Annotated in this window: 21 protein-coding genes; 12 read left to right on the top strand and 9 right to left on the bottom strand. The window is 65.9% G+C overall.

The features are described 5' to 3' along the window. Positions 1–113: 113 nt before the first annotated feature. From GYH34_RS14145 to GYH34_RS14125, 5 genes are all read right to left on the bottom strand, one after another. Positions 114–2171 carry a YgiQ family radical SAM protein gene (locus GYH34_RS14145; protein ID WP_161914134.1) on the bottom strand — a complete coding sequence of 686 codons (2058 nt, stop codon included), beginning with the start codon at positions 2169–2171 and terminating at the stop codon, positions 114–116. A 63-nt stretch (positions 2172–2234) separates the two neighbouring features. Continuing rightward, positions 2235–2549, bottom strand: coding sequence for a type II toxin-antitoxin system RelE/ParE family toxin (locus GYH34_RS14140; protein ID WP_161914133.1), 315 nt, complete (start codon positions 2547–2549; stop codon positions 2235–2237). Then, positions 2549–2830 carry a type II toxin-antitoxin system ParD family antitoxin gene (locus GYH34_RS14135; RefSeq protein WP_161914132.1) on the bottom strand — a complete coding sequence of 94 codons (282 nt, stop codon included), beginning with the start codon at positions 2828–2830 and terminating at the stop codon, positions 2549–2551. The genes GYH34_RS14140 and GYH34_RS14135 overlap by 1 nt, the downstream gene beginning before the upstream one ends. 79 nt (positions 2831–2909) lie before the next feature. Next, positions 2910–3308, bottom strand: a complete 399-nt coding sequence (locus GYH34_RS14130) for a metalloregulator ArsR/SmtB family transcription factor (RefSeq protein ID WP_161914131.1) — start codon at positions 3306–3308, stop codon at positions 2910–2912. Continuing rightward, positions 3305–3964, bottom strand: coding sequence for a peroxiredoxin (locus tag GYH34_RS14125; RefSeq protein ID WP_161914130.1), 660 nt, complete (start codon positions 3962–3964; stop codon positions 3305–3307). The genes GYH34_RS14130 and GYH34_RS14125 overlap by 4 nt, the downstream gene beginning before the upstream one ends. A 90-nt stretch (positions 3965–4054) precedes the next feature. Here GYH34_RS14125 and GYH34_RS14120 point away from each other — a divergent pair, with 90 nt between their 5' ends. The 6 genes from GYH34_RS14120 (at position 4055) to GYH34_RS14095 (ending at position 8710) form a co-directional block, all read left to right on the top strand. Then, entirely contained in the window at positions 4055–4975 is a 921-nt protein-coding gene (locus GYH34_RS14120; protein ID WP_161914129.1) for an MBL fold metallo-hydrolase, read from the top strand. Next, on the top strand, positions 4975–5406 hold the full coding sequence (locus GYH34_RS14115) for a YeeE/YedE thiosulfate transporter family protein (protein ID WP_161914128.1): 432 nt from the start codon (positions 4975–4977) through the stop codon (positions 5404–5406). The genes GYH34_RS14120 and GYH34_RS14115 overlap by 1 nt, the downstream gene beginning before the upstream one ends. Further along, the gene (locus tag GYH34_RS14110; protein ID WP_161914127.1) at positions 5400–5822 is read left to right on the top strand and encodes a DUF6691 family protein; all 423 of its coding nucleotides are present in this window, start codon (positions 5400–5402) and stop codon (positions 5820–5822) included. Before GYH34_RS14115 ends, GYH34_RS14110 begins: the two co-directional genes overlap by 7 nt. Before the next feature lie 32 nt (positions 5823–5854). After that, positions 5855–6058 carry a DUF2892 domain-containing protein gene (locus tag GYH34_RS14105; RefSeq protein WP_161914126.1) on the top strand — a complete coding sequence of 68 codons (204 nt, stop codon included), beginning with the start codon at positions 5855–5857 and terminating at the stop codon, positions 6056–6058. A 78-nt stretch (positions 6059–6136) separates the two neighbouring features. Then, positions 6137–7828 carry a bifunctional protein tyrosine phosphatase family protein/NAD(P)/FAD-dependent oxidoreductase gene (locus GYH34_RS14100; protein WP_161914125.1) on the top strand — a complete coding sequence of 564 codons (1692 nt, stop codon included), beginning with the start codon at positions 6137–6139 and terminating at the stop codon, positions 7826–7828. A 96-nt stretch (positions 7829–7924) separates the two neighbouring features. Continuing rightward, positions 7925–8710, top strand: coding sequence for a sulfite exporter TauE/SafE family protein (locus GYH34_RS14095; protein WP_161914124.1), 786 nt, complete (start codon positions 7925–7927; stop codon positions 8708–8710). Positions 8711–8807: 97 nt separating this feature from the next. Here the strand turns inward: GYH34_RS14095 and GYH34_RS14090 are convergent, their stop codons facing one another. Further along, the gene (locus GYH34_RS14090) at positions 8808–9128 is read right to left on the bottom strand and encodes a hypothetical protein (protein ID WP_161914123.1); all 321 of its coding nucleotides are present in this window, start codon (positions 9126–9128) and stop codon (positions 8808–8810) included. Positions 9129–9553: 425 nt separating this feature from the next. Between GYH34_RS14090 and GYH34_RS14085 the strand changes: the two genes are divergently transcribed. The 4 genes from GYH34_RS14085 to GYH34_RS14070 all read left to right on the top strand — a co-directional run bounded on the left by GYH34_RS14085 (position 9554) and on the right by GYH34_RS14070 (position 12105). Beyond that, complete coding sequence (locus tag GYH34_RS14085; RefSeq protein WP_161914122.1) at positions 9554–10414, top strand: bifunctional 5,10-methylenetetrahydrofolate dehydrogenase/5,10-methenyltetrahydrofolate cyclohydrolase; 861 nt, start codon at positions 9554–9556, stop codon at positions 10412–10414. Between the two features lie 211 nt (positions 10415–10625). Next, positions 10626–10964, top strand: a complete 339-nt coding sequence (locus GYH34_RS14080) for a Rieske 2Fe-2S domain-containing protein (RefSeq protein WP_161914121.1) — start codon at positions 10626–10628, stop codon at positions 10962–10964. Between the two features lie 60 nt (positions 10965–11024). Next, positions 11025–11486 carry an SRPBCC domain-containing protein gene (locus tag GYH34_RS14075; RefSeq protein ID WP_161914120.1) on the top strand — a complete coding sequence of 154 codons (462 nt, stop codon included), beginning with the start codon at positions 11025–11027 and terminating at the stop codon, positions 11484–11486. A gap of 205 nt (positions 11487–11691) precedes the next feature. After that, entirely contained in the window at positions 11692–12105 is a 414-nt protein-coding gene (locus GYH34_RS14070) for a DUF2267 domain-containing protein (protein WP_161914119.1), read from the top strand. Here GYH34_RS14070 and GYH34_RS14065 read toward each other — a convergent pair. Continuing rightward, positions 12056–12559, bottom strand: a complete 504-nt coding sequence (locus GYH34_RS14065) for a hypothetical protein (protein WP_161914118.1) — start codon at positions 12557–12559, stop codon at positions 12056–12058. The genes GYH34_RS14070 and GYH34_RS14065 overlap by 50 nt on opposite strands. Before the next feature lie 158 nt (positions 12560–12717). On the opposite strand from GYH34_RS14065, the gene GYH34_RS14060 reads away from it, so the two are divergent. Both GYH34_RS14060 and GYH34_RS14055 read left to right on the top strand, forming a co-directional pair. Further along, a complete protein-coding gene (locus tag GYH34_RS14060) occupies positions 12718–15330 on the top strand; it encodes an HWE histidine kinase domain-containing protein (RefSeq protein WP_161914117.1) in 2613 nt (870 codons plus the stop codon). Further along, the gene (locus GYH34_RS14055; RefSeq protein ID WP_161914116.1) at positions 15294–15917 is read left to right on the top strand and encodes a biliverdin-producing heme oxygenase; all 624 of its coding nucleotides are present in this window, start codon (positions 15294–15296) and stop codon (positions 15915–15917) included. The genes GYH34_RS14060 and GYH34_RS14055 overlap by 37 nt, the downstream gene beginning before the upstream one ends. A 7-nt stretch (positions 15918–15924) precedes the next feature. On the opposite strand, the gene GYH34_RS14050 is transcribed toward GYH34_RS14055, so the two are convergent. Both GYH34_RS14050 and GYH34_RS14045 read right to left on the bottom strand, forming a co-directional pair. Beyond that, positions 15925–16728, bottom strand: coding sequence for a cyclase family protein (locus tag GYH34_RS14050; RefSeq protein WP_161914115.1), 804 nt, complete (start codon positions 16726–16728; stop codon positions 15925–15927). 83 nt (positions 16729–16811) lie between these two features. Continuing rightward, positions 16812–17510, bottom strand: a complete 699-nt coding sequence (locus GYH34_RS14045) for an aquaporin (RefSeq protein ID WP_161914114.1) — start codon at positions 17508–17510, stop codon at positions 16812–16814. Positions 17511–17568 lie beyond the last annotated feature (58 nt).

Raw genomic sequence — 17568 nt, 5'->3', positions numbered from 1 at the left:
CGGCGGCGCGGGCGGAAAACGGTACGCGAGCCTTAGACGGCGCGCAGAGCCTGCTCGCTCTCCTGCGAAGCGGGGGAAGGCTGGGGCGGGGGGCGCTGTCGGCTCTCCAAATCTTATGAGCCCCGCGAGCGCAGTCCGTTCGTTCGGAATTCCCGCGACTGCGGCCGCGCGCTTTTCTGACCTGTGCGCCGGCCTTCGCCGGCCTTGCCGGTCCCCGCCGGTTGCCAGCCCGGCACGAGATGATGCTTGCCGGGGCCGATGAGATCGGCGCGGCCCATGGCTTTCAGCGCCTCGCGCAGCACCGGCCAATTCTCGGGATCGTGATAGCGCAGAAAGGCCTTGTGCAGGCGGCGCTGGCGCAGGCCCTTCACGGCGTCGACCTTTTCCGACGCGCCGCGCCGCACCGGCTTCAGCGGATTGAAGCCCGAATGATACATGGCCGTCGACAGCGCCATGGGCGAGGGCAGATAGGTCTGCACCTGATCGGCGCGATAGCCGTTCTTCTTCAGCCATAGCGCCAGATTCATCATGTCTTCGTCGCTCGTGCCCGGATGCGCGGCGATGAAATAGGGGATGAGGAAATATTGCTTCTTGGCCGCCTGCGCCGCGGCGTCGAACAGACGCTTGAAGCGGTCGTAGGAGCCAATGCCGGGCTTCATCATCTTGGAGAGCGGGCCGCTCTCCGTATGTTCGGGCGCGATTTTGAGATAGCCGCCGACATGATGCTCGACCAGCTCGCGCACATAGGCCGGACTCTTCACCGCGAGATCATAGCGCACGCCCGAGGCCACCATCACTTTCTTGACGCCGGGAATTGCGCGCGCCTTGCGATACAGCTGGATCAGCGCGTCATGGCTGGTCTCCAGATTCTTGCAAATATCGGGATAGACGCAGGAGGGCCGCCGGCACAGCGCCTCGGTCTCGCGATCCTTGCAGGCGAGGCGATACATATTCGCCGTCGGCCCGCCAATGTCGGAGATGATGCCGGTGAAACCTTCGGTCTTGTCGCGGATCGTCTCGATCTCTTTCAGGATCGAGCCTTCCGAGCGCGATTGAATGATGCGGCCCTCATGCTCGGTGATCGAGCAGAAGGAGCAGCCGCCGAAGCAGCCGCGCATGATCGTCACCGAATGACGGATCATCTCCCAGGCGGGAATCGCCTGCGTGTAGGAGGGATGCGGCGCGCGCGCGAAGGGCAGATCATAAACGCCGTCCATCTCCGCCATGGTCAGCGGAATGGGCGGCGCGGTGAGCCAAATGTCGCGCGTTCCATGACGCTGTGTCAGCGGCCGCGCATTGCCCGGATTGCTCTCCCTATGCAGCACGCGCGAGGCGCGCGCGTAGGATTCGGGATCATTGGCGACCTGCTCGAAAGCGGGCAGGCGGATAACGACACCTTCGCTCTGCGCATCCTTGCGCATGCGGCCTTCGTCGGGCTCGTCGATGTCCTCGGCCGAGGCCTCGAGCCAGCCCTCCGGCGTCGCCTCGCGCGTGAAGGCGAGGCCGCGGATATCGGAGAAATCCTGCGCCATGCCGCGCTTGGCGATGCGATGCGCCACCTCGACCAGCGCGCGCTCGGCATTGCCATAGAGCAGCAGATCCGCCTTGGCGTCGAAGAGGATGGAGCGGCGGACCTTGTCCGACCAATAGTCGTAATGGGCGATGCGCCGCAGCGACGACTCTATGCCGCCGAGCAATATGGGCGCATCGGGAAAAGCCTCGCGGCAGCGCTGGGCGTAGACGATGACGGAACGGTCCGGCCTTTTGCCGCCTTCGCCGCCGGGCGTGTAGGAGTCGTTGTGCCGCAGCCGCCGGTCGGAGGTGTAGCGGTTCACCATCGAATCCATATTGCCGCTGGTGACGCCGAAGAAGAGATTGGGCTTGCCGAGCGCGCGAAAGGCGGAAGCGTCGCGCCAATCCGGCTGGGCGATGATGCCGACGCGAAAGCCCTGCGCCTCCAGCAGGCGGCCGATGATGGCCATGCCGAAGCTCGGATGGTCGATATAGGCGTCGCCGGTGACGAGGATGATGTCGCAGCTGTCCCAGCCGAGCGTGTCCATCTCGGCGCGCGACATGGGCAGAAAAGGGGCGACGCCGAAGCGATGCGCCCAATGCTTGCGATAGGAGAACAGCGGCTTGGCCGCGCCTCTTGTTTCGGCGGCTTTCGTCATGGTCTCGTGAATATCATGGAAGGCGGGCCGGATGCGAGAATGCGCTGCGGCTGGATTCGCCTTTCATTCGTCTGCGATCGACAGCGAAGCTTCGAAATTCTGTCCGCCGTAAAAAACGCCGACGATCGTCACGACTTCGGCTTCGACGGCAAAAGCGATCGTCACGCGCCGACGAAAGCCGATCGTCCGCAGGCCCGGCCGTAAATCGTCACGACGTGTCCCGCGCTCGGGGAAGCTGCGGAGATTTTCGCAATAATCGACGATCGCGCCGGTGAAACGCTCGGCCGCCGACGGAGTCGCCCGCTCAGCGATCCAGCGATAGGTGGCGAGGAGCTGCGCCTCGGCTTCGGGCGAGAAAATGACGTTATAGGACCCCATCAGCGGGTCGTCTTCGTCGCCCGCTCATGCTCGGCCGCCAGCGCCGCGCGAACATCGGCGGGAGATCGTCCGCGCGATGGGTCGGTCTTCATCCTGTCATAGGCCGGCGCGACCTCCTGCGACAGCCAGTTCTCGACCGCGCGGTCGCGCGCCAGCAGGGCGCGGAGGCCGTCGCGAATGACCTCGCTTTCGCTGGCGTATTCACCGGACGACACCTTCGCCTTGACCATTTGCGCCATTTCAGTCGGCAGCGTCACGCTGAATTGCTGGGTGCTCCGCATTGGCTTCCCCTGATAATGCTCAATAGGATTTAACACCATCGGCGGCCGCGCGTCGAGGTGGAGGCGGCCACGGCATCGGTTACACGATCTTCGCGAACGCCGCCGCTCCGGCCTTGCCCGGCGCCTCGCGCGTGGCCTGCGGCGCGCGCAGCGCTTCGGCGAGGGCGCCTTGCGGATCGGCGGCGCCTTCGAAGATCGCCTCGACGCATTTGACGCAGAGCGTCACCTTGGCGTCGGCCAGGCGGTAGAAGACCTGCTTGGCGGCGCGGCGCGTCTCCACCAGCTCGGCGCGGCGCAGCTCGGCGAGTTGCTGGCTCAAGGCCGGCTGCTGTATCGCCGTCGCGGCCTCGATCTCGCCGACCGTGTGCTCGCCGGCGAGGAGATAGGACAGAATCATCAGCCGCTGCGGCTGCGCGAAAATCTTCAGCCTTTCGGCGGCCTCATTGGCGCGCTCGCGCGATTGGTAGAGTGCGGTCATTTGCCTGAATCTTTGCATGTCCGATAGAACCAGCTGTCGGTCGCGCCGGGCGCGAGCGCGTCTTGCGCGGCGTTGGTAGGCGGCAGCAGAAGATCGCCGCCGGGCATCCAGCCCTCTGGCGTCATCACCTCGCCAGAGGCCGCCTTTTTCAGCGCCGTGACGAGGCGCAGCATCTCCTCCACCGAACGGCCGACCGTCAGCGGATACCAAGTGAGCGCCCGCACGATTCCCTCCGGGTCGATGTAATAGGTCGCGCGCATCGCCGAGGAATCTCGGGCGGTCTCGTCCAGCATTCCATAGGCGCGACCAATGGTCATGGTCGGATCCTCGACGATGGGGAAGGGGACGGTGACGCCGAAAAGGTCGCGAATCGCCCGTACCCAGGCCAGATGCGAATAGAGGCTGTCGACCGAGAGGCCCAGCAGCGCGCAGCCCACTTCCTCGAAGCGCGGCGCGGCGCGCGCCAGCGCCACGAATTCGCTGGTGCAGACCGGCGTGAAATCCGCCGGATGCGAGAAGAAGATCAGCCAGCGGCCGCGGAACTGATCGAGACGAATGTCGCCGCCGGTGGAGCGCGCCTGAAAAACCGGCGCGAGATCGCCGACGCGCAGCGCGCGCACGGCCGTCGTCGGAGCCGAAGTCGGTTCTTTTTCCATGGCTTTCAAATGCCCCCATTCCGAGCTTGACACAAGCAGACTATACGATTACATAAATAATGTAACCATGAAATTAAATGGGAGGTTGCCATGACGGATGCAGCGCTAGAGCGGGCTAGGGAACAGATCCTCGCCGCCGCGAAACGGCCGTCTATTCAGGTCGAGACCTTCTTCGACGAGCCGACTTTTACAGCGTCTCACATCGTCTACGATCCGACGACGCGCCATGCGGCGATCGTCGACAGCGTGCTGAATTTCGATGCGGCGTCCGGCCGCACCTCGACCAAAGGCGCGGACGAGATCGTCGCTTACGTGAATCGTGAAAGTCTGACGATCGACTGGCTGCTGGAAACCCACGCCCATGCCGACCATCTCTCGGCCGCGCCCTATTTGCAGACCAAGCTCGGCGGCAAGCTCGCGATAGGCCGCGAGATCACCACGGTTCAAACCGTCTTCGGCAAGGTCTTCAACTTCGGGACGGAGTTCGCCCGTGACGGCTCGCAGTTCGATCATCTGTTCGACGATGGCGAGACTTTCGCGATCGGCGAGATTCCGGCGATCACGCTGCATGTGCCCGGCCATACGCCCGCCGATGTCGCCTATGTGATCGGCGACGCGGCCTTCGTGGGCGATACGCTGTTCATGCCCGACTATGGCACGGCGCGCGCCGACTTCCCCGGCGGCGACGCCCGCGCGCTCTATCGCTCCATCCGCAGGCTGATGGCGCTGCCGGACGAGACGCGGCTGTTCCTCTGCCACGACTACAAAGCGCCGAACCGCGATGCCTATGCCTGGGAGACGACGGTCGGCGCCGAGCGCAAGGGCAATGTGCATGTGCATGACGGAGTCGGCGAGGACGCGTTCGTCGACATGCGCACGCATCGCGACGCGACCTTGGACCTGCCGCATCTGATCCTGCCGTCCGTGCAAGTGAATGTGCGCGGCGGTCGCCTGCCGCCGCCGGAGGACAATGGCGCCCGCTATCTGAAGCTCCCGCTGGATGTCTTCTGATGACGCTCGCCACTTCCATGGCGCAGGGCCTCGCCGGCGGGCTGATGATCGGCGCGAGCGCGTCGATCATGCTGCTCGGCGCCGGGCGCATCGCCGGCGTCAGCGGCCTCTTCGCCCGCACGATCGGCCTCACCAAGGCCTGCGGGCCGGATGGTCTGGCGGCGGGCTTCGTTCTCGGCCTGCCGCTCGGCGCGGGAGCGCTCGTTCTTCTCTCCGGGCCGATCGAGATGCGCTTTCCGCCGCTGGCGATGCTGCTGATCGGCGGGCTGCTCGTCGGCTATGGAACTCGGCTCGGCTCCGGCTGCACCAGCGGCCATGGCGTCTGCGGCCTGTCGCGACTCTCGAAACGCTCGCTGGTCGCGACGGGAGTGTTCATGAGCGTCGCGGCGGCGACGGTGGCGGCGATGAATGCTGCGGGGCTCGCATGGTGAACAGATCCACTCTTCTCGGCCTTCTCAGCGGCGTGATCTTCGGCGTCGGCCTCGCGGTCTCGGGCATGGCGAATCCGGCGCGCGTGCGCGGCTTTCTCGATGTCTTCGGCGCCTTCGATCCGACTCTCGCCTTCGTGATGATCGGCGCGCTCGTGCCAATGGCGATCGCTTGGCGCGTCATGCGCCGGCTGGAGCGTCCGCTCGCCGCCGAGAGCTTCGATCTGCCGCCGACCTCGCCGATCGACGCGCGCCTCGTTTTGGGCGCGGCGATCTTCGGTCTCGGATGGGGCGTCGCCGGCCTTTGTCCCGGTCCAGCGCTCGCCGATCTCGCCCTCGCGCCGCTCGAGGCCGCGCCCTTCGTCGCGGCCATGGCGCTCGGAATGGTTCTGCAGCGCCTCACCGCGCAGAAAATGTGAAAGCCGAAACGCTCGAACGAAAGGCACGAGTCATGACCAGGAATGTCGGAACAATAGACCGCATTTTCCGTCTCGCCATCGTCGCCGCCATTGCATTGGCCTATTGGCTCGGCGCGCTCTCCGGCGGCCTCGCCATCGCGCTCGGCGTCGTGGCGATCATCGCCTTGGCGACCAGCCTCGTCTCCTTCTGCCCCGCCTATCGTCTCTTTGGAATCTCGACCTGCGAGCGCGTCTGAACCGACGCGTTCCGCCGGTCGCGGCTTCTCCCCGACACACACCTAAAAAAGCGAACAAAAAAAGAGGAACGCACCGTCATGAGCTTCACGAAACTGTCGTCCGTTTTCTCCGTTTCGCCGCAGATCTCCGAAGCCGATGTCGAGCGCGCCGCGCGCGACGGATTTCGTCTCGTCATCGATTGTCGTCCCGACGATGAGGAGCCGGGCCAGCCCAATTTCCGCGACGTCGCCGAATGGGCGGCGAAGCATGGGCTCGCGGCCAAGCATGTTCCGGTGACGCCCTCGAACATAGACGATGTGTCCGTCGCCGATTTCGCCAGCGCGCTCGCGACTGCGAGCGGTCCCACGCTCGGCTATTGCAAGAGCGGCAGGCGCGCGAGCGCATTATGGGCGCTGTCTCAGGCCATGCCGCTCGGCGCTGAAATTGTTCTCGCCGCGGCGAAAGCTGCCGGCGTCGATCTCGAGCCGTGGAAGGCGCGCATCATCGCGCGTGGCGGCGCGCCGACCGGCGACCGCGGTCCGGGCTCTTATGATGTGGTGATCGTCGGCGGCGGCAGCGGCGGCGTCGCCGCGGCGGCGAGCCTTTTGAAGCGTCGGCCCTCGCTCTCCATCGCCATCGTCGAGCCGGCCGAGCTTCACTATTATCAGCCCGGCTTCACCCTCGTCGGCGCCGGCGTGTTCCAGCCGGAAGTGACGAAGCGTCCGATGGCCTCGGTCATCCCCGACAAGGCCGTCTGGATCAAGAAGTCCGTCGCCGAATTCGCGCCCGATTCCGATGAGGTCGTTCTCGACGACGGCTCGCGGCTGCGCTATCGCGCGCTCATCGCCTCGCCCGGCATAAAGCTTGATTGGGAGGCTATTCCCGGCCTCGTCGAGACGCTCGGCCGCAATGGCGTCACCTCTAATTATCGCGCCGATCTCGCGCCCTACACGCATTACCTCGCGCAGACTCTGCGCGGCGGACGCGCATTGTTCACGCAGCCGCCCATGCCGATCAAATGCGCGGGCGCGCCGCAAAAGGCGATGTATCTCTCCTGCGACGCATGGCGCCGCGCCGGCGCGCTCTCCGACATCGAGGTCGAGTTTCATAACGCTGGCCCTGTGCTGTTCGGCGTGCCGGCCTATGTGCCGGCGCTGATGGAATATGTGAAGCGCTACGGCATCGATCTGCGCTTCGAGTCGAAGCTCGTCGCCGTCGATGGGCCGGCCAAGATCGCGACCTTCGAGGAGAAGGACGCCAATGGCGCGATCATTCGCGTCGAGCGCGATTTCGCCATGATGCACGCCGTGCCGCCGCAGCGCGCGCCGGAGTTCGTCGCCAAAAGTCCGCTGGCCGCGGAGAGCGGCTTCATCGCCGTGGATCCCGAGTCGCTGCGCCATACGCGCTACGGCAATGTCTTCGCGCTCGGCGACGCCGTCGCGACGACCAACGCCAAGACGGCGGCCGCCGCGCGCAAGCAGGCGCCCGTCGTCGCGATCAATGTGCTCTCGGTTCTCGACGGCAAGGCGCCGCATGTCGGCTATGACGGCTATGGCTCCTGTCCGCTCACAGTGGAGCGCGGCAAGATCGTGCTCGCCGAGTTCGGCTATGGCGGCAAGCTGCTGCCGAGCTTCCCCAAATGGCTGATCGACGGCACGCGTCCGTCGCGCGCCGCATGGTTCCTGAAGGAGCGGCTGCTGCCGCCGATCTATTGGAGCGCGATGCTCAAGGGCCAGGAATGGCTCTGCGCCCCGCATATGATCGAGAAGGGCGAGCAGCCCGCCGAGTGACGAGCGCGTCCGACAGATCGCTTCGCGCAATCTGCGCCGCATCCTTCTCCCCGCTCGCGGGGAGAAGGTGGAAATTCGCGACATGACGAGGGCGATGTGCAACTCGAGCTCATTCAATATGTGATCGGCGCCGGCTGCGGCGCCGCCATCGGCTTCACGCTCGGCCTCATCGGCGGCGGCGGCTCGGTGCTCGCCGTGCCGCTGCTGGTCTATGTCGTCGGCGTGAAGGATCCGCATGTCGCCATCGGCACCAGCGCATTCGCGGTCGCCGTCAATGCGGCCTTCAGCCTGTGGAACCATGCGCGCTCCGGCTCGGTGAAATGGCGCTGCGGCGGCATATACGCCGCGGCCGGAATGCTGGGGGCCGTCGTCGGCTCGACGATCGGCAAGAGCTTCGACGGACAGCGGCTGCTGTTTCTCTTCGCGCTGGCGATGATCCTGACCGGCGTGATGATGCTGCGCGGCCGCGGCGCCGCGGGCGACGCCGCTGTCGAATGCACAGTGGAGCGCGCGCCGCGCGTCGCCTCCTTCGGACTCGTCACGGGATTGTTCTCGGGCTTTTTCGGCATAGGCGGCGGCGTCCTCGTCGTGCCCGGCCTCGTCGGCTCGACGGGAATGCCGATGATCAACGCCGTCGGCACGTCGCTCGTCGCCGTCACCGTCTTCGGAATGACGACGGCGGCGACCTATGCGTTCTCGGGCCTCATCGATTGGCTGCTCGCCATCGTCATCATCGGCAGCGGCGCGGTGGGAACGCTGATTGGCGCGGCATTGGCGCGGCGCCTGTCCAAGAACACCGGACAGCTGACCATCGCCTTCGCGATCGTCGTTTTCGCCGTCGCCGCCTATACGCTGTTCAACTCGCAGATCATGACGCGGTAAAATCTCGTTTCGACGTCGCTTCATCGCCGCGCTGCGCAAGGCGATCGACCACGAGGAAGAGACGCCGGGCCTATTGGTCCGGCGTCTTTCGCTTTGTTCATCCCATTCCGGCAGTCTTCAAAATCGTTCGCGCATCGACGAGGGCGGCTTCGACGCCCTCGTTTCTGTCGAGCGCTTCGACGAGCTGCTTGAGGCAATCGATCGCCGTCGGCTCGAAGAGGCGCTTGGTCGTCAAATTCTGCTCGCGAGATTCTTCGACGGCGCGCAGGATGGCGCGGACATGGCGCAACTTATCCGCCAGCGGCTCGCTGGTCACGGGCTTGGCGACGTCGCTTTCGGAAGGGGAGGGGAGCGGACGCCGTTGGGCGCGCTCCTGCTTCGGATCAAAATTGATCGGCGGATCGTTTTTCTTGTTCATCGTCTATTTCACTGTGTCATTTTGGCGCGGTGATCGAGAGCTCCACAACGCAAGACTCTCAATGTATTGAAGATACACAATATTTTTACAGGGACAGAGACTTCGTCGATTTCAAAATGAAACGTGCGCTCGATCCCGTTAACCTTAACGCAATCGCTATGCCTCCAAATCCCTCGAATGGAGGAGGTCTCCAAAATGCGCCAAAATCAAAAAGCGAGCGACGTCGCGATCGGCGCCGCTTCTCGACACGCATGAGCATTCAGCCATCTGAGGTTGTGTCTTGTCGGTATTTCTGCGAGGCGACGCGCTTCGGCTGATCGAGGATGCTGAGATCACGTTCGCGCCAGCGTCGAAAGGCCACGCATCGATCGCGCGGCTTTCGGCTTATAGCGAGACCGGGCCGGGCGCTGTGAAAGGCGTGTCCTATGCAGAAAATCTACAGCAAGGAGATCGTCGCCGCCCGTAAGGCGGCGCTCACGGAGGCGATCGTCGCGCTGAAGGCGCGCGGCGTCACGCCGAAGCTCGCCGCCGTCGTCTGCTCTTCCGATCCGGCGGCGCTGAGCTATGTCGCCGTCAAGCGCAAGCATGCGGAGGAGGTGGGCGCGGCTTTCGAGGGCGTCGATCTCTCCCATGCCGGCTCTTATGCCGATATAGCGGCGCATATGCGCGACCTCTGCGCGCGCCCGGATATTCACGGCGTCATTGTCGTGATGTCGTCGAAGCCCGCATTCGACGAGATCGACGTGACCAATCTCATCCCAGCGAGCAAGGATGCGGATGGGCTCTCCGTCGGCAATCTCGGCGCGCTGCTGCAGAATGGGCCGCATCAGCGCTTCATCGCGCCCGCGACGCCGCGCGCCTGCATCGCCATGGCGGAGACGCAAGGGCCGCTGGCCGGCAAGACGGTCGCCGTCATCGGCCGCGGCCGCACGGTGGGCAAGCCGCTCGCCAATATGCTGGTGAACGCCGGCGCCACAGTGACGATCTGCCATTCGGCGACGCCGGACATTCCGAAATTCTCGCGCGCGGCCGATATCGTCTTCGTCGCGACGGGCCGTCCGCATTTCTTCGGGCGCGATTATTTTGCGGATGGGCAGCTCGTCGTCGACGCCGGCGTCGGCTTCATCGACGGCAAGCTCGCGGGGGATGTGGACGCGGCGGCGCTTGAGGGGCTGGACATTCGCCTCACGGCGGTTCCCGGCGGAGTGGGGCCGCTGACCTCGGTTCTCATTCTGGAAAATCTCCTGTTGCTGATCGCCCATGCCGAGGCGGCGCATCGCTTGTGAACGATTGCGACAATCGGTCCGCTGTTTTTAGCGAAATTATGCGCCACATTGATATTCGTGGCGCCGGCCCTGCGATCCCGCCCGGGAGCTTACGGTAGATCTCCGAGGCTCGAAGGTGCGCATCCGGGAGAGCAGGGGGCGTCGCGGGGGCGCGTTTGGTCCGCAACTTGCGTGTCGCGGCGGGAAGCTTCTTGAAACGAGGGCGATCCCGATGGCGTTCACCTTTATTTGCAACACCAGCGCCGTGAGCGAAGGGGCCATGGGGCTCTTTCAGGCAGGCCGCAAGAGCGTCCTGCTGGTCTGGCCGGCCGGCGGCGAGCTCAAGGCTTTTCGCGGCCGCTGTCCACATGCCGACATGCCGCTCAACGAAGCCACTTTCGACGGCAAGACCGTGCTCTGCAATTATCACAATTGGGGCTTCGACGGCGTCAACGGCAAATGCGTGACGCATCTCGTCCGCAACGCCCTGCATCCTTACGAGCTGAAGATAGAGGGCGACGAGATCCAGGTCGATCTCGGTCCGGCCAAGGTCGCGCGCGCGCCGGCGTGAGCCGACGCCCGGCATTTTGGCAGGGTTGTTGCTTCTAATTCTGAAACAGGAGCGATAGCCGTGACCGAGACGCGAAGCATTACGACCGAGAAAGATTTCGAGCATCCGGTCGACGCAGTCTGGCGCGCCATGACGGATTCGGAATGGCTCGCCGTCTGGTTTTTCCCCAATGACATCCGGCCGGAGGTCGGACATTCCTTCACCATCTGGAGCCGCCCGATCGAGCGTTGGGATGGCGAGTTCCAATGCAAGGTGCTCGAGGTCGTCCCTGGCGAGAAGCTCAGCTTCCGCTGGAAAGGCGGCCATGAGGAACTCAAGGGCTTCGGTCACTATATGGATGTGACCGTCACCTGGACGATCTCCGCTCTGCCCGACGGCGGCACGCATTTCCACTTTGTCCAGGAGGGGATCTCCACCGAGCCGACCTCCGACGCGCTCTACGACATCATGCTCAAAGGCGCCGACAGCGTGTTGCGCAGCCTCGCCAAGCGTATTCCCGATCTCCTCGAGCACGAGCCCTGACCTTCGACGGGCATCGGACCCGTCAGGCCCGCGTCGAATGTGACTTGCGTGATCGCGGCGCTCTGAACGATGCGACGCCGCCGGGGCAAAGGCTCCGGCGGCGCCGTCGTCTGTCGATGATTTGCTCGCGGCTATGGCGCGGCGCTGCGTCGAAGCTTAAAAAGCCGGGCGCTCGTCTCGCGCACATCGACGAACCGGAGGGCAAATGGAGGAGATCGCCGCATCCATCGGCAATTACGTCGGCATTTCGGCGCCGACCGCCCGTCTCGCGATCGGTCACATTTTCGCGTTTCTGGAGAAGCGCGACGCCGCTGTCGGCGCGGAGCTGATCGCGCGCGTTCCCGGCGGCCGCGAGACGGTCGAGGCGGCGCTCGCCGCGCCGCGCCGCGGGCTGCTCGGGCTGGCGCTCGGCGGGCTCGGGGCTCTGGTCGGCAAAAATCAGAAAGACGTGGTCGAGCTGACCTCGCGGCTGACCAGCATGGGGCTATCCGCCGCGCAGCTGCAGAAGCTCGCCAAAGCGGTCTTCGTGCTCGCCGAGCAGGCGGTCGGCCGCCCCAAGCTGCAAACCATCACCGATACGATTCCGGGCTTCTCGAAGTTTCTCTGGCCGAACGGCTGACGGAGCCGCTCGCCGTCCGCCGCGTCTTGGCGGGCGCTGGCGCCGCGGCCGCAGAGCCGGCGGGCGCGGGGCGCGCCTCCTCCTGGCGGGGCGGCGTCGAGCCCGTGGCCGTCAGATCGATGTCTTCGCGCTCGGCCTTCAGCAGTGGCGAAGCCGTCGGCAATCCCGCCGGCTGCAATCCCACTTGCCGAATGGTCGGCCTGGTCTCCTCGGCGGCGATCAGGGCCGGCTCGGTCCGCGTCGCGTCGAGATAGGCGCGTCCGGCGAAGAGTGGCGCGGCGAGCGTCGCGACGACGAGGACGGCGCGTGCGAAGGGCGATTTGCGCGGCGCCGCGGGCTCGCTGGCGCGCGCGGCCGAGCGCGCCGCCAGAACGAGATCGCTGGCGGTTTGCGGCGAGGCCTTACGATATCTCTCTCCGTCCGCGCGATAATTGCGGCCGACATGAAAGCGCATGGAAATTCAGTCCTGTTTGGTCTGGCAATGGCTGTGGAGCTTAAGCGACCAATGGTTAATTTTGATTCACCGTGAGGCGCGCCGCCGGCGCCCCTACAGGCCGAGGCGTCCGGCCTTATATGACCGCTCGACCCCCATGACGCTGGAGCGGCGACGCGATGACGCCAGGAGACGCCCCGCAGAGCGTCGAGCTATCGATTTGCGATCGGGAGCCGATCCATGCGCCGGGCGCCATCCAGCCGCATGGCGTGCTTCTGGCGCTCGATCCCGACGATATGCGCATCGCCCAGATCGCCGGGGACACGCAGGCGCTGCTCGGCGCCTCGCATAGCGCTCTTCTCGGCCAGAATGTGGAGGCGCGGCTCGGCGCGGTGGCGGCGACTCGGCTGACGCGGATCGTCGCCGACGAGGGGCCGCGCTCCTGCCTCGCCTTCGAGACGGAGGCGAGCGGCGGCGCGGTCGCGCTCGAGGGCGTGGTCCACATCGGCGATCGGGTCATTCTCATCGAGCTGGAGCCGCGTCGCGACGACGTCGAGCGCGATCCGCTCGGGCTCGTGCAGAATATGCTCGCCGCGACGGCGCGCGCGGAGACCATAGAGGGCTACGCCGAGGCCATTGCGCGAGAGACGGCGAAGGCCACCGGCTTCGACCATGTGATGGTCTATCGCTTTTTGCCGGACGGCTCGGGGAGCGTCATCGCCGAGACGGCGGCGGAGGGCTGCCATTCTTATCTCGGCCTGCGCTTTCCGGCCTCCGACATTCCACAGCAGGCGCGCAAGCTCTATGTGACCAATTGGCTGCGCCTCATACCGGACGCGCGCTACACGCCGGCGCCGATAGAGCCGGCGCTCTCGCCCTCGACCGGCCGTCCGCTCGATCTCAGCTGCAGCATGTTGCGCAGCGTCTCGCCGGTGCATTTGCGCTATCTCGCCAATATGGGCGTGCGCGCCTCCATGTCCTTATCGATCGTCGTCGGCGGCAAGCTGTTCGGCCTCGTCGCCTGTCACCATCGCACGCCGCATTTCCTCGATCTGCGCCGCCGCGCCGCTTGCGAGCTGTTCGCGCAGATGATCTCGCTCGAGTTTCAGAGCCGTCTCGAGAGTGAGACGTCGAAGCGGCGCATGCGCGCGGGCGAGGTGCAGAGCCGTCTCGTCGGCGCCATGTCCGGCCGTGGCGACCTCGCCGGCGCGCTGCTCGGCGGACAGCCTAATCTGCTCGATCTGATCGAGGCGGACGGCTGCGCGGTTTGCATCGAGGGCGAATGCGTGACGCTCGGCCGCGCGCCTTCCGCGGCGCAGATCGGCGCGCTGGTCGGCTGGATTCACGAGCATGCGCAGCAGGGCGTGCTCGCGACCGACCGCCTGCCGCTCGTCTATGCGCCGGCGGAGGCCTATTGCGACGTCGCCTCCGGCGTGCTCGCCATCGCCGTCTCGCGCGCGCCGAAGGACTATGTGCTGTTCTTCCGTGGCGAGCTGCGGCAGGTCGTGCGCTGGGCGGGAAACCCGGCAAAGGCGGTGGAGGCGGATGGCGAGACGCTGACGCCGCGCGCCTCTTTCGAGGCCTGGGAGGAGACCGCGCGTCTGCAATCGCGCGCCTGGAGCGATACGGAAATCGAGATCGCCCGATCGTTGCGCTCGTCGATCCTCGAAGTCTTCGTCCATGCGCTCGATCTCGCCCTGCGCGAGCGGCAGGCGGCGCAGGCGCGTCAGGATTTTTTGATGGCCGAGCTCGAGCATCGCGTGAAGAACACGCTCTCGGTGATTCAGTCGCTGGTGCGCTTCACGGCGCGCTCCTCCGCTTCGCTCGAGGAGTTCAACGCGACATTGCAGAGCCGGCTTCTGACGATGGCGCGCGTGCAAAATCTGCTGACGCAGAGCCGATGGGAAGGCCTGTCGATCGGCGCCATCGTCGAGGACGAGCTCGCGCCGTTTCGCCGGGCGGAGGAGAACGCCTGCAGCATCAGCGGCGAGCCGATCGCCTTGAAGCCCAAGGCGGCGCTCGCCGTCAGCATGGCGATTCACGAGCTCGCCACCAACGCCGCCAAATATGGCGCGCTCTCTGCGCCCGGCGGCGTGGTGCGCGTCGATTGGCGCCGTCGGCGCGAGAAGGGCGAGGAGAGCGTGGAGCTGAGCTGGAAGGAGAGCAAAGGCCCCAAGGTCGTTCCGCCGGAGCGCTCCGGCTTTGGGCGCATGCTGATCGAGCGCACGCTGGCGATCGATCTCGGCGGCGCGGCGGAGCTGAGCTTCGCAGCGAGCGGCGTCCACTGCCGCTTGCGCATTCCTGTCTCGCAGATCGCCTTCGCCAAGGGACCGCGCGAGAGCGAGAAGCAGCGGCAAGACGCGAGCCCCGGCGAGCCGCCCCCGCGAGCCCTGTCGCATCGCCGCGTTCTGCTGGTCGAGGACGCTGCGCTCGTCGCGCTCTCCGTCCGCGAGCTGCTGGAGGAATGGGGCATGGAGATCGCGCATAGCTGCGCCACCGTCTGGGACGGCCTACGCGCGGCGCTGCGGCCCGATTTCGACGTCGCTCTGCTCGATATAGATTTGGACGGCGAGCCGGTGTGGCCGGTCGCCGACGCGCTGGTCCAGGCGCATGTTCCTTTCGTCTTCACCACGGGCTTCGAGAGCCGCATCGTGACGCCTGCGCGCTTCGCCGGCCGTCCCGTCGTCACCAAGCCCTATGCGCCGGAGGAGCTGGTGGGCGCTCTCTCGCGCGCAATGTCGCAAGAAGCCTCGACATGCGCCGCCTCGCGGCGGCAGGCGTCGCGCGCGTGAGCGCCGCGGGCGAGATCGTCTCGCCGGCGCGAGCGGCGCTGCGCAGCGCGACGCAGGCGGCGCATCTGCGGCTGCATGCGCATCCGACGCTGGCGGCGCTCGCCGCGGGAAGGATCGCGTCGTCGCAATATCTGCGCTTGCTGGCGCGGCTCTACGGATTTCATCTGCCCTTCGAGCGCGCGCTGATCGACGCCGCGCTCGGCCATGGCGTCGATCCGCGCATCGGCGCCCGCGCGCATCTTTTGACGCGCGATCTTCTCGATCTCGGCGCGAGCGGCGAATCCATCGCGCGCCTGCCCATGGCGGAGGCGCCGGCGCTGAGCGAGCCGGGCGAATGGCTCGGCGCGCTCTATGTGCGCGAAGGATCGAGCTTCGGCGCGGCCTTTCTCGCCGCCGCGCTCGATCCGCTGCTCGGCGCCGGCTGCGCGCGCGGCCGACGCTTCCTCTCCGGCGGCGAGACGGAGGATTGGCGCCTCTGCTGCGCGGCGCTGGAGGCGGGCGCGGAGCGCGGCCTGCTGCCGGCGATGATCGACGGCGCGCAGGCGAGCTTTCATGCGCTCGAGCATTGGCTCGACGATCACGAATAGGCGCGGCTCATTGCGCCACGACGGCGACGATGCGCGCCGGCCCGCCGGTGCCGCCGGAAATCTTCATCGGCAGAGCGAAGACCACCGCGCCGGTCGCCGGCAATTTGTCGAGATTATCGAGATTCTCGAGCCCGGCGGCGTCGGCGCCGGCGACGATTCGATGCACCAGAAAATCCTGCGACGGCCCATTATCGACGCTCGCCGTATCTATGCCGATGAGCTTGGCGCGGCGATCGACGACCAGCAGCGCCGCCGCCTGCGCGCCATAGCCGGGGAAATGCAGATGCGTCGCGTCGCCGGGCGCATCATCGCCGAGATAGGCCTTGCGGTCGCTCCAGCGCGCGCTCCAGCCGGTGCGCAGCAGCACGATCGCGCCTCGAGGAATGCGCCCATGCGCTTCCTCCCATTCGGCGATGTCTTCCGGCGTCAGCAAGTAATCGGGATCCGCGGCGGCCTTGGCGCTCACATCGATGACGAAGGCCGGCCCGACGAAGCGATCGACGGGAATTTCGGCGTTGGTCCAATGGCCGCGAGCGAAATGCAATGGCGCGTCGAGATGCGTGCCGCCATGCTCGGGCGAGCAAAAGCTGTTCGCCGCATAGAAATAGCCGCGCTCGGTGAGGCCATTGTGCAGCGATTTGAGCTCGAATCCCGAGGGCGACGTTGGCCAATAAATTGTCTTGGAGTCGAAGGGGTGCGTCAGATCGACGATGGTCGATTTGGAGAGATCGAGGCTCTGGCCGAAGGCCGGCGCCTCGATCATGGATAGAACTGCGGCCAGGACCAAGCCGCGGATCGGGTGACGCGCCATCGATCGATCTCCTCATGAAAGAGGAGCGATCCTGCCATGCGCGAAAGCTCCGGCTCAATCGTGTGGAGGCCGGAGCGATCCGGTCAGGGCTCCAGGCTGCGCCAGCGGAACAGCAGGCCGGCCGCCAGCCCGCCGAGCAGCGGCGCCGCGAAGAACAGCCAGAGCTGCTCCAGCGCCTTGCCGCCGACGAACACCGCCGGGCCGAGCGAGCGCGCCGGATTGACGGAGGTGCCGGTCACGCGAATGAGCGCGATATGGATGACGACGAGCGCGAGGCCGATGGCCACGCCCGCCGAGGCGGTGCCGCCATTGGTCGAGGTCGCGCCGAGGATGACGACCAGAAACAGGAATGTGCCGACGAATTCCGCCAGAAAGGCCGAGGTCGTCGAAATATTGCTCCAGCCATTCTGGCCGAGGCCGGCGACGGCGACGTCATATCCGCCTTCGCGGCCTTTCAATATCGCGTAGAGGATCGCAGCGCCTGCGATGGCGCCGAGACATTGCGCGATGATGTAGCCGATCAGATTGAGCGTCGAGAGCCGCCCCGCGGACCAGACGCCGATCGAGACCGCCGGATTGATGTGGCAGCCCGAGACCGGACCTATGCCATAAGCGAAGGCCGTCACGGTGAGGCCGAAGGCGAAGGCGATGGGCAGCACGGCGAGCGGGCCGATCCCTTGCGTCGAGCTCAGCACGCCGCCGAGCTCGCCGAGCGTCACCGAGCCGCATCCGAGCAGCACCAGAGCGCCTGCGCCGATCGCCTCGGCGACATATTTCTTCATTGTCATTTCCGCACCTGTCGTTTCGTGAAAATTCAAATCCGCATCTTGCAAAAGTCGG

Origin of the sequence: Methylosinus sp. C49, from assembly GCF_009936375.1 — a bacterium.
Classification (GTDB): Bacteria; Pseudomonadota; Alphaproteobacteria; order Rhizobiales; family Beijerinckiaceae; genus Methylosinus.
Note: the sequence above shows the minus strand (reverse complement) of the source record. Positions and strands in the feature narration are given on the sequence as shown.

Coding starts and splice junctions, on each gene's coding strand:
- GYH34_RS14115 (WP_161914128.1), top strand. CDS start 4,975: ATGACGCTCGCCACTTCCATGGCGCAGGGCCTCGCCGGCGGGCTGATG.
- GYH34_RS14080 (WP_161914121.1), top strand. CDS start 10,626: ATGGCGTTCACCTTTATTTGCAACACCAGCGCCGTGAGCGAAGGGGCC.
- GYH34_RS14110 (WP_161914127.1), top strand. CDS start 5,400: ATGGTGAACAGATCCACTCTTCTCGGCCTTCTCAGCGGCGTGATCTTC.
- GYH34_RS14135 (WP_161914132.1), bottom strand. CDS start 2,830: ATGCGGAGCACCCAGCAATTCAGCGTGACGCTGCCGACTGAAATGGCG.
- GYH34_RS14100 (WP_161914125.1), top strand. CDS start 6,137: ATGAGCTTCACGAAACTGTCGTCCGTTTTCTCCGTTTCGCCGCAGATC.
- GYH34_RS14085 (WP_161914122.1), top strand. CDS start 9,554: ATGCAGAAAATCTACAGCAAGGAGATCGTCGCCGCCCGTAAGGCGGCG.
- GYH34_RS14055 (WP_161914116.1), top strand. CDS start 15,294: ATGCGCCGCCTCGCGGCGGCAGGCGTCGCGCGCGTGAGCGCCGCGGGC.
- GYH34_RS14065 (WP_161914118.1), bottom strand. CDS start 12,559: ATGCGCTTTCATGTCGGCCGCAATTATCGCGCGGACGGAGAGAGATAT.
- GYH34_RS14145 (WP_161914134.1), bottom strand. CDS start 2,171: ATGACGAAAGCCGCCGAAACAAGAGGCGCGGCCAAGCCGCTGTTCTCC.
- GYH34_RS14070 (WP_161914119.1), top strand. CDS start 11,692: ATGGAGGAGATCGCCGCATCCATCGGCAATTACGTCGGCATTTCGGCG.
- GYH34_RS14140 (WP_161914133.1), bottom strand. CDS start 2,549: ATGGGGTCCTATAACGTCATTTTCTCGCCCGAAGCCGAGGCGCAGCTC.
- GYH34_RS14050 (WP_161914115.1), bottom strand. CDS start 16,728: ATGGCGCGTCACCCGATCCGCGGCTTGGTCCTGGCCGCAGTTCTATCC.
- GYH34_RS14045 (WP_161914114.1), bottom strand. CDS start 17,510: ATGAAGAAATATGTCGCCGAGGCGATCGGCGCAGGCGCTCTGGTGCTG.
- GYH34_RS14120 (WP_161914129.1), top strand. CDS start 4,055: ATGACGGATGCAGCGCTAGAGCGGGCTAGGGAACAGATCCTCGCCGCC.
- GYH34_RS14125 (WP_161914130.1), bottom strand. CDS start 3,964: ATGGAAAAAGAACCGACTTCGGCTCCGACGACGGCCGTGCGCGCGCTG.
- GYH34_RS14130 (WP_161914131.1), bottom strand. CDS start 3,308: ATGACCGCACTCTACCAATCGCGCGAGCGCGCCAATGAGGCCGCCGAA.
- GYH34_RS14060 (WP_161914117.1), top strand. CDS start 12,718: ATGACGCCAGGAGACGCCCCGCAGAGCGTCGAGCTATCGATTTGCGAT.
- GYH34_RS14090 (WP_161914123.1), bottom strand. CDS start 9,128: ATGAACAAGAAAAACGATCCGCCGATCAATTTTGATCCGAAGCAGGAG.
- GYH34_RS14105 (WP_161914126.1), top strand. CDS start 5,855: ATGACCAGGAATGTCGGAACAATAGACCGCATTTTCCGTCTCGCCATC.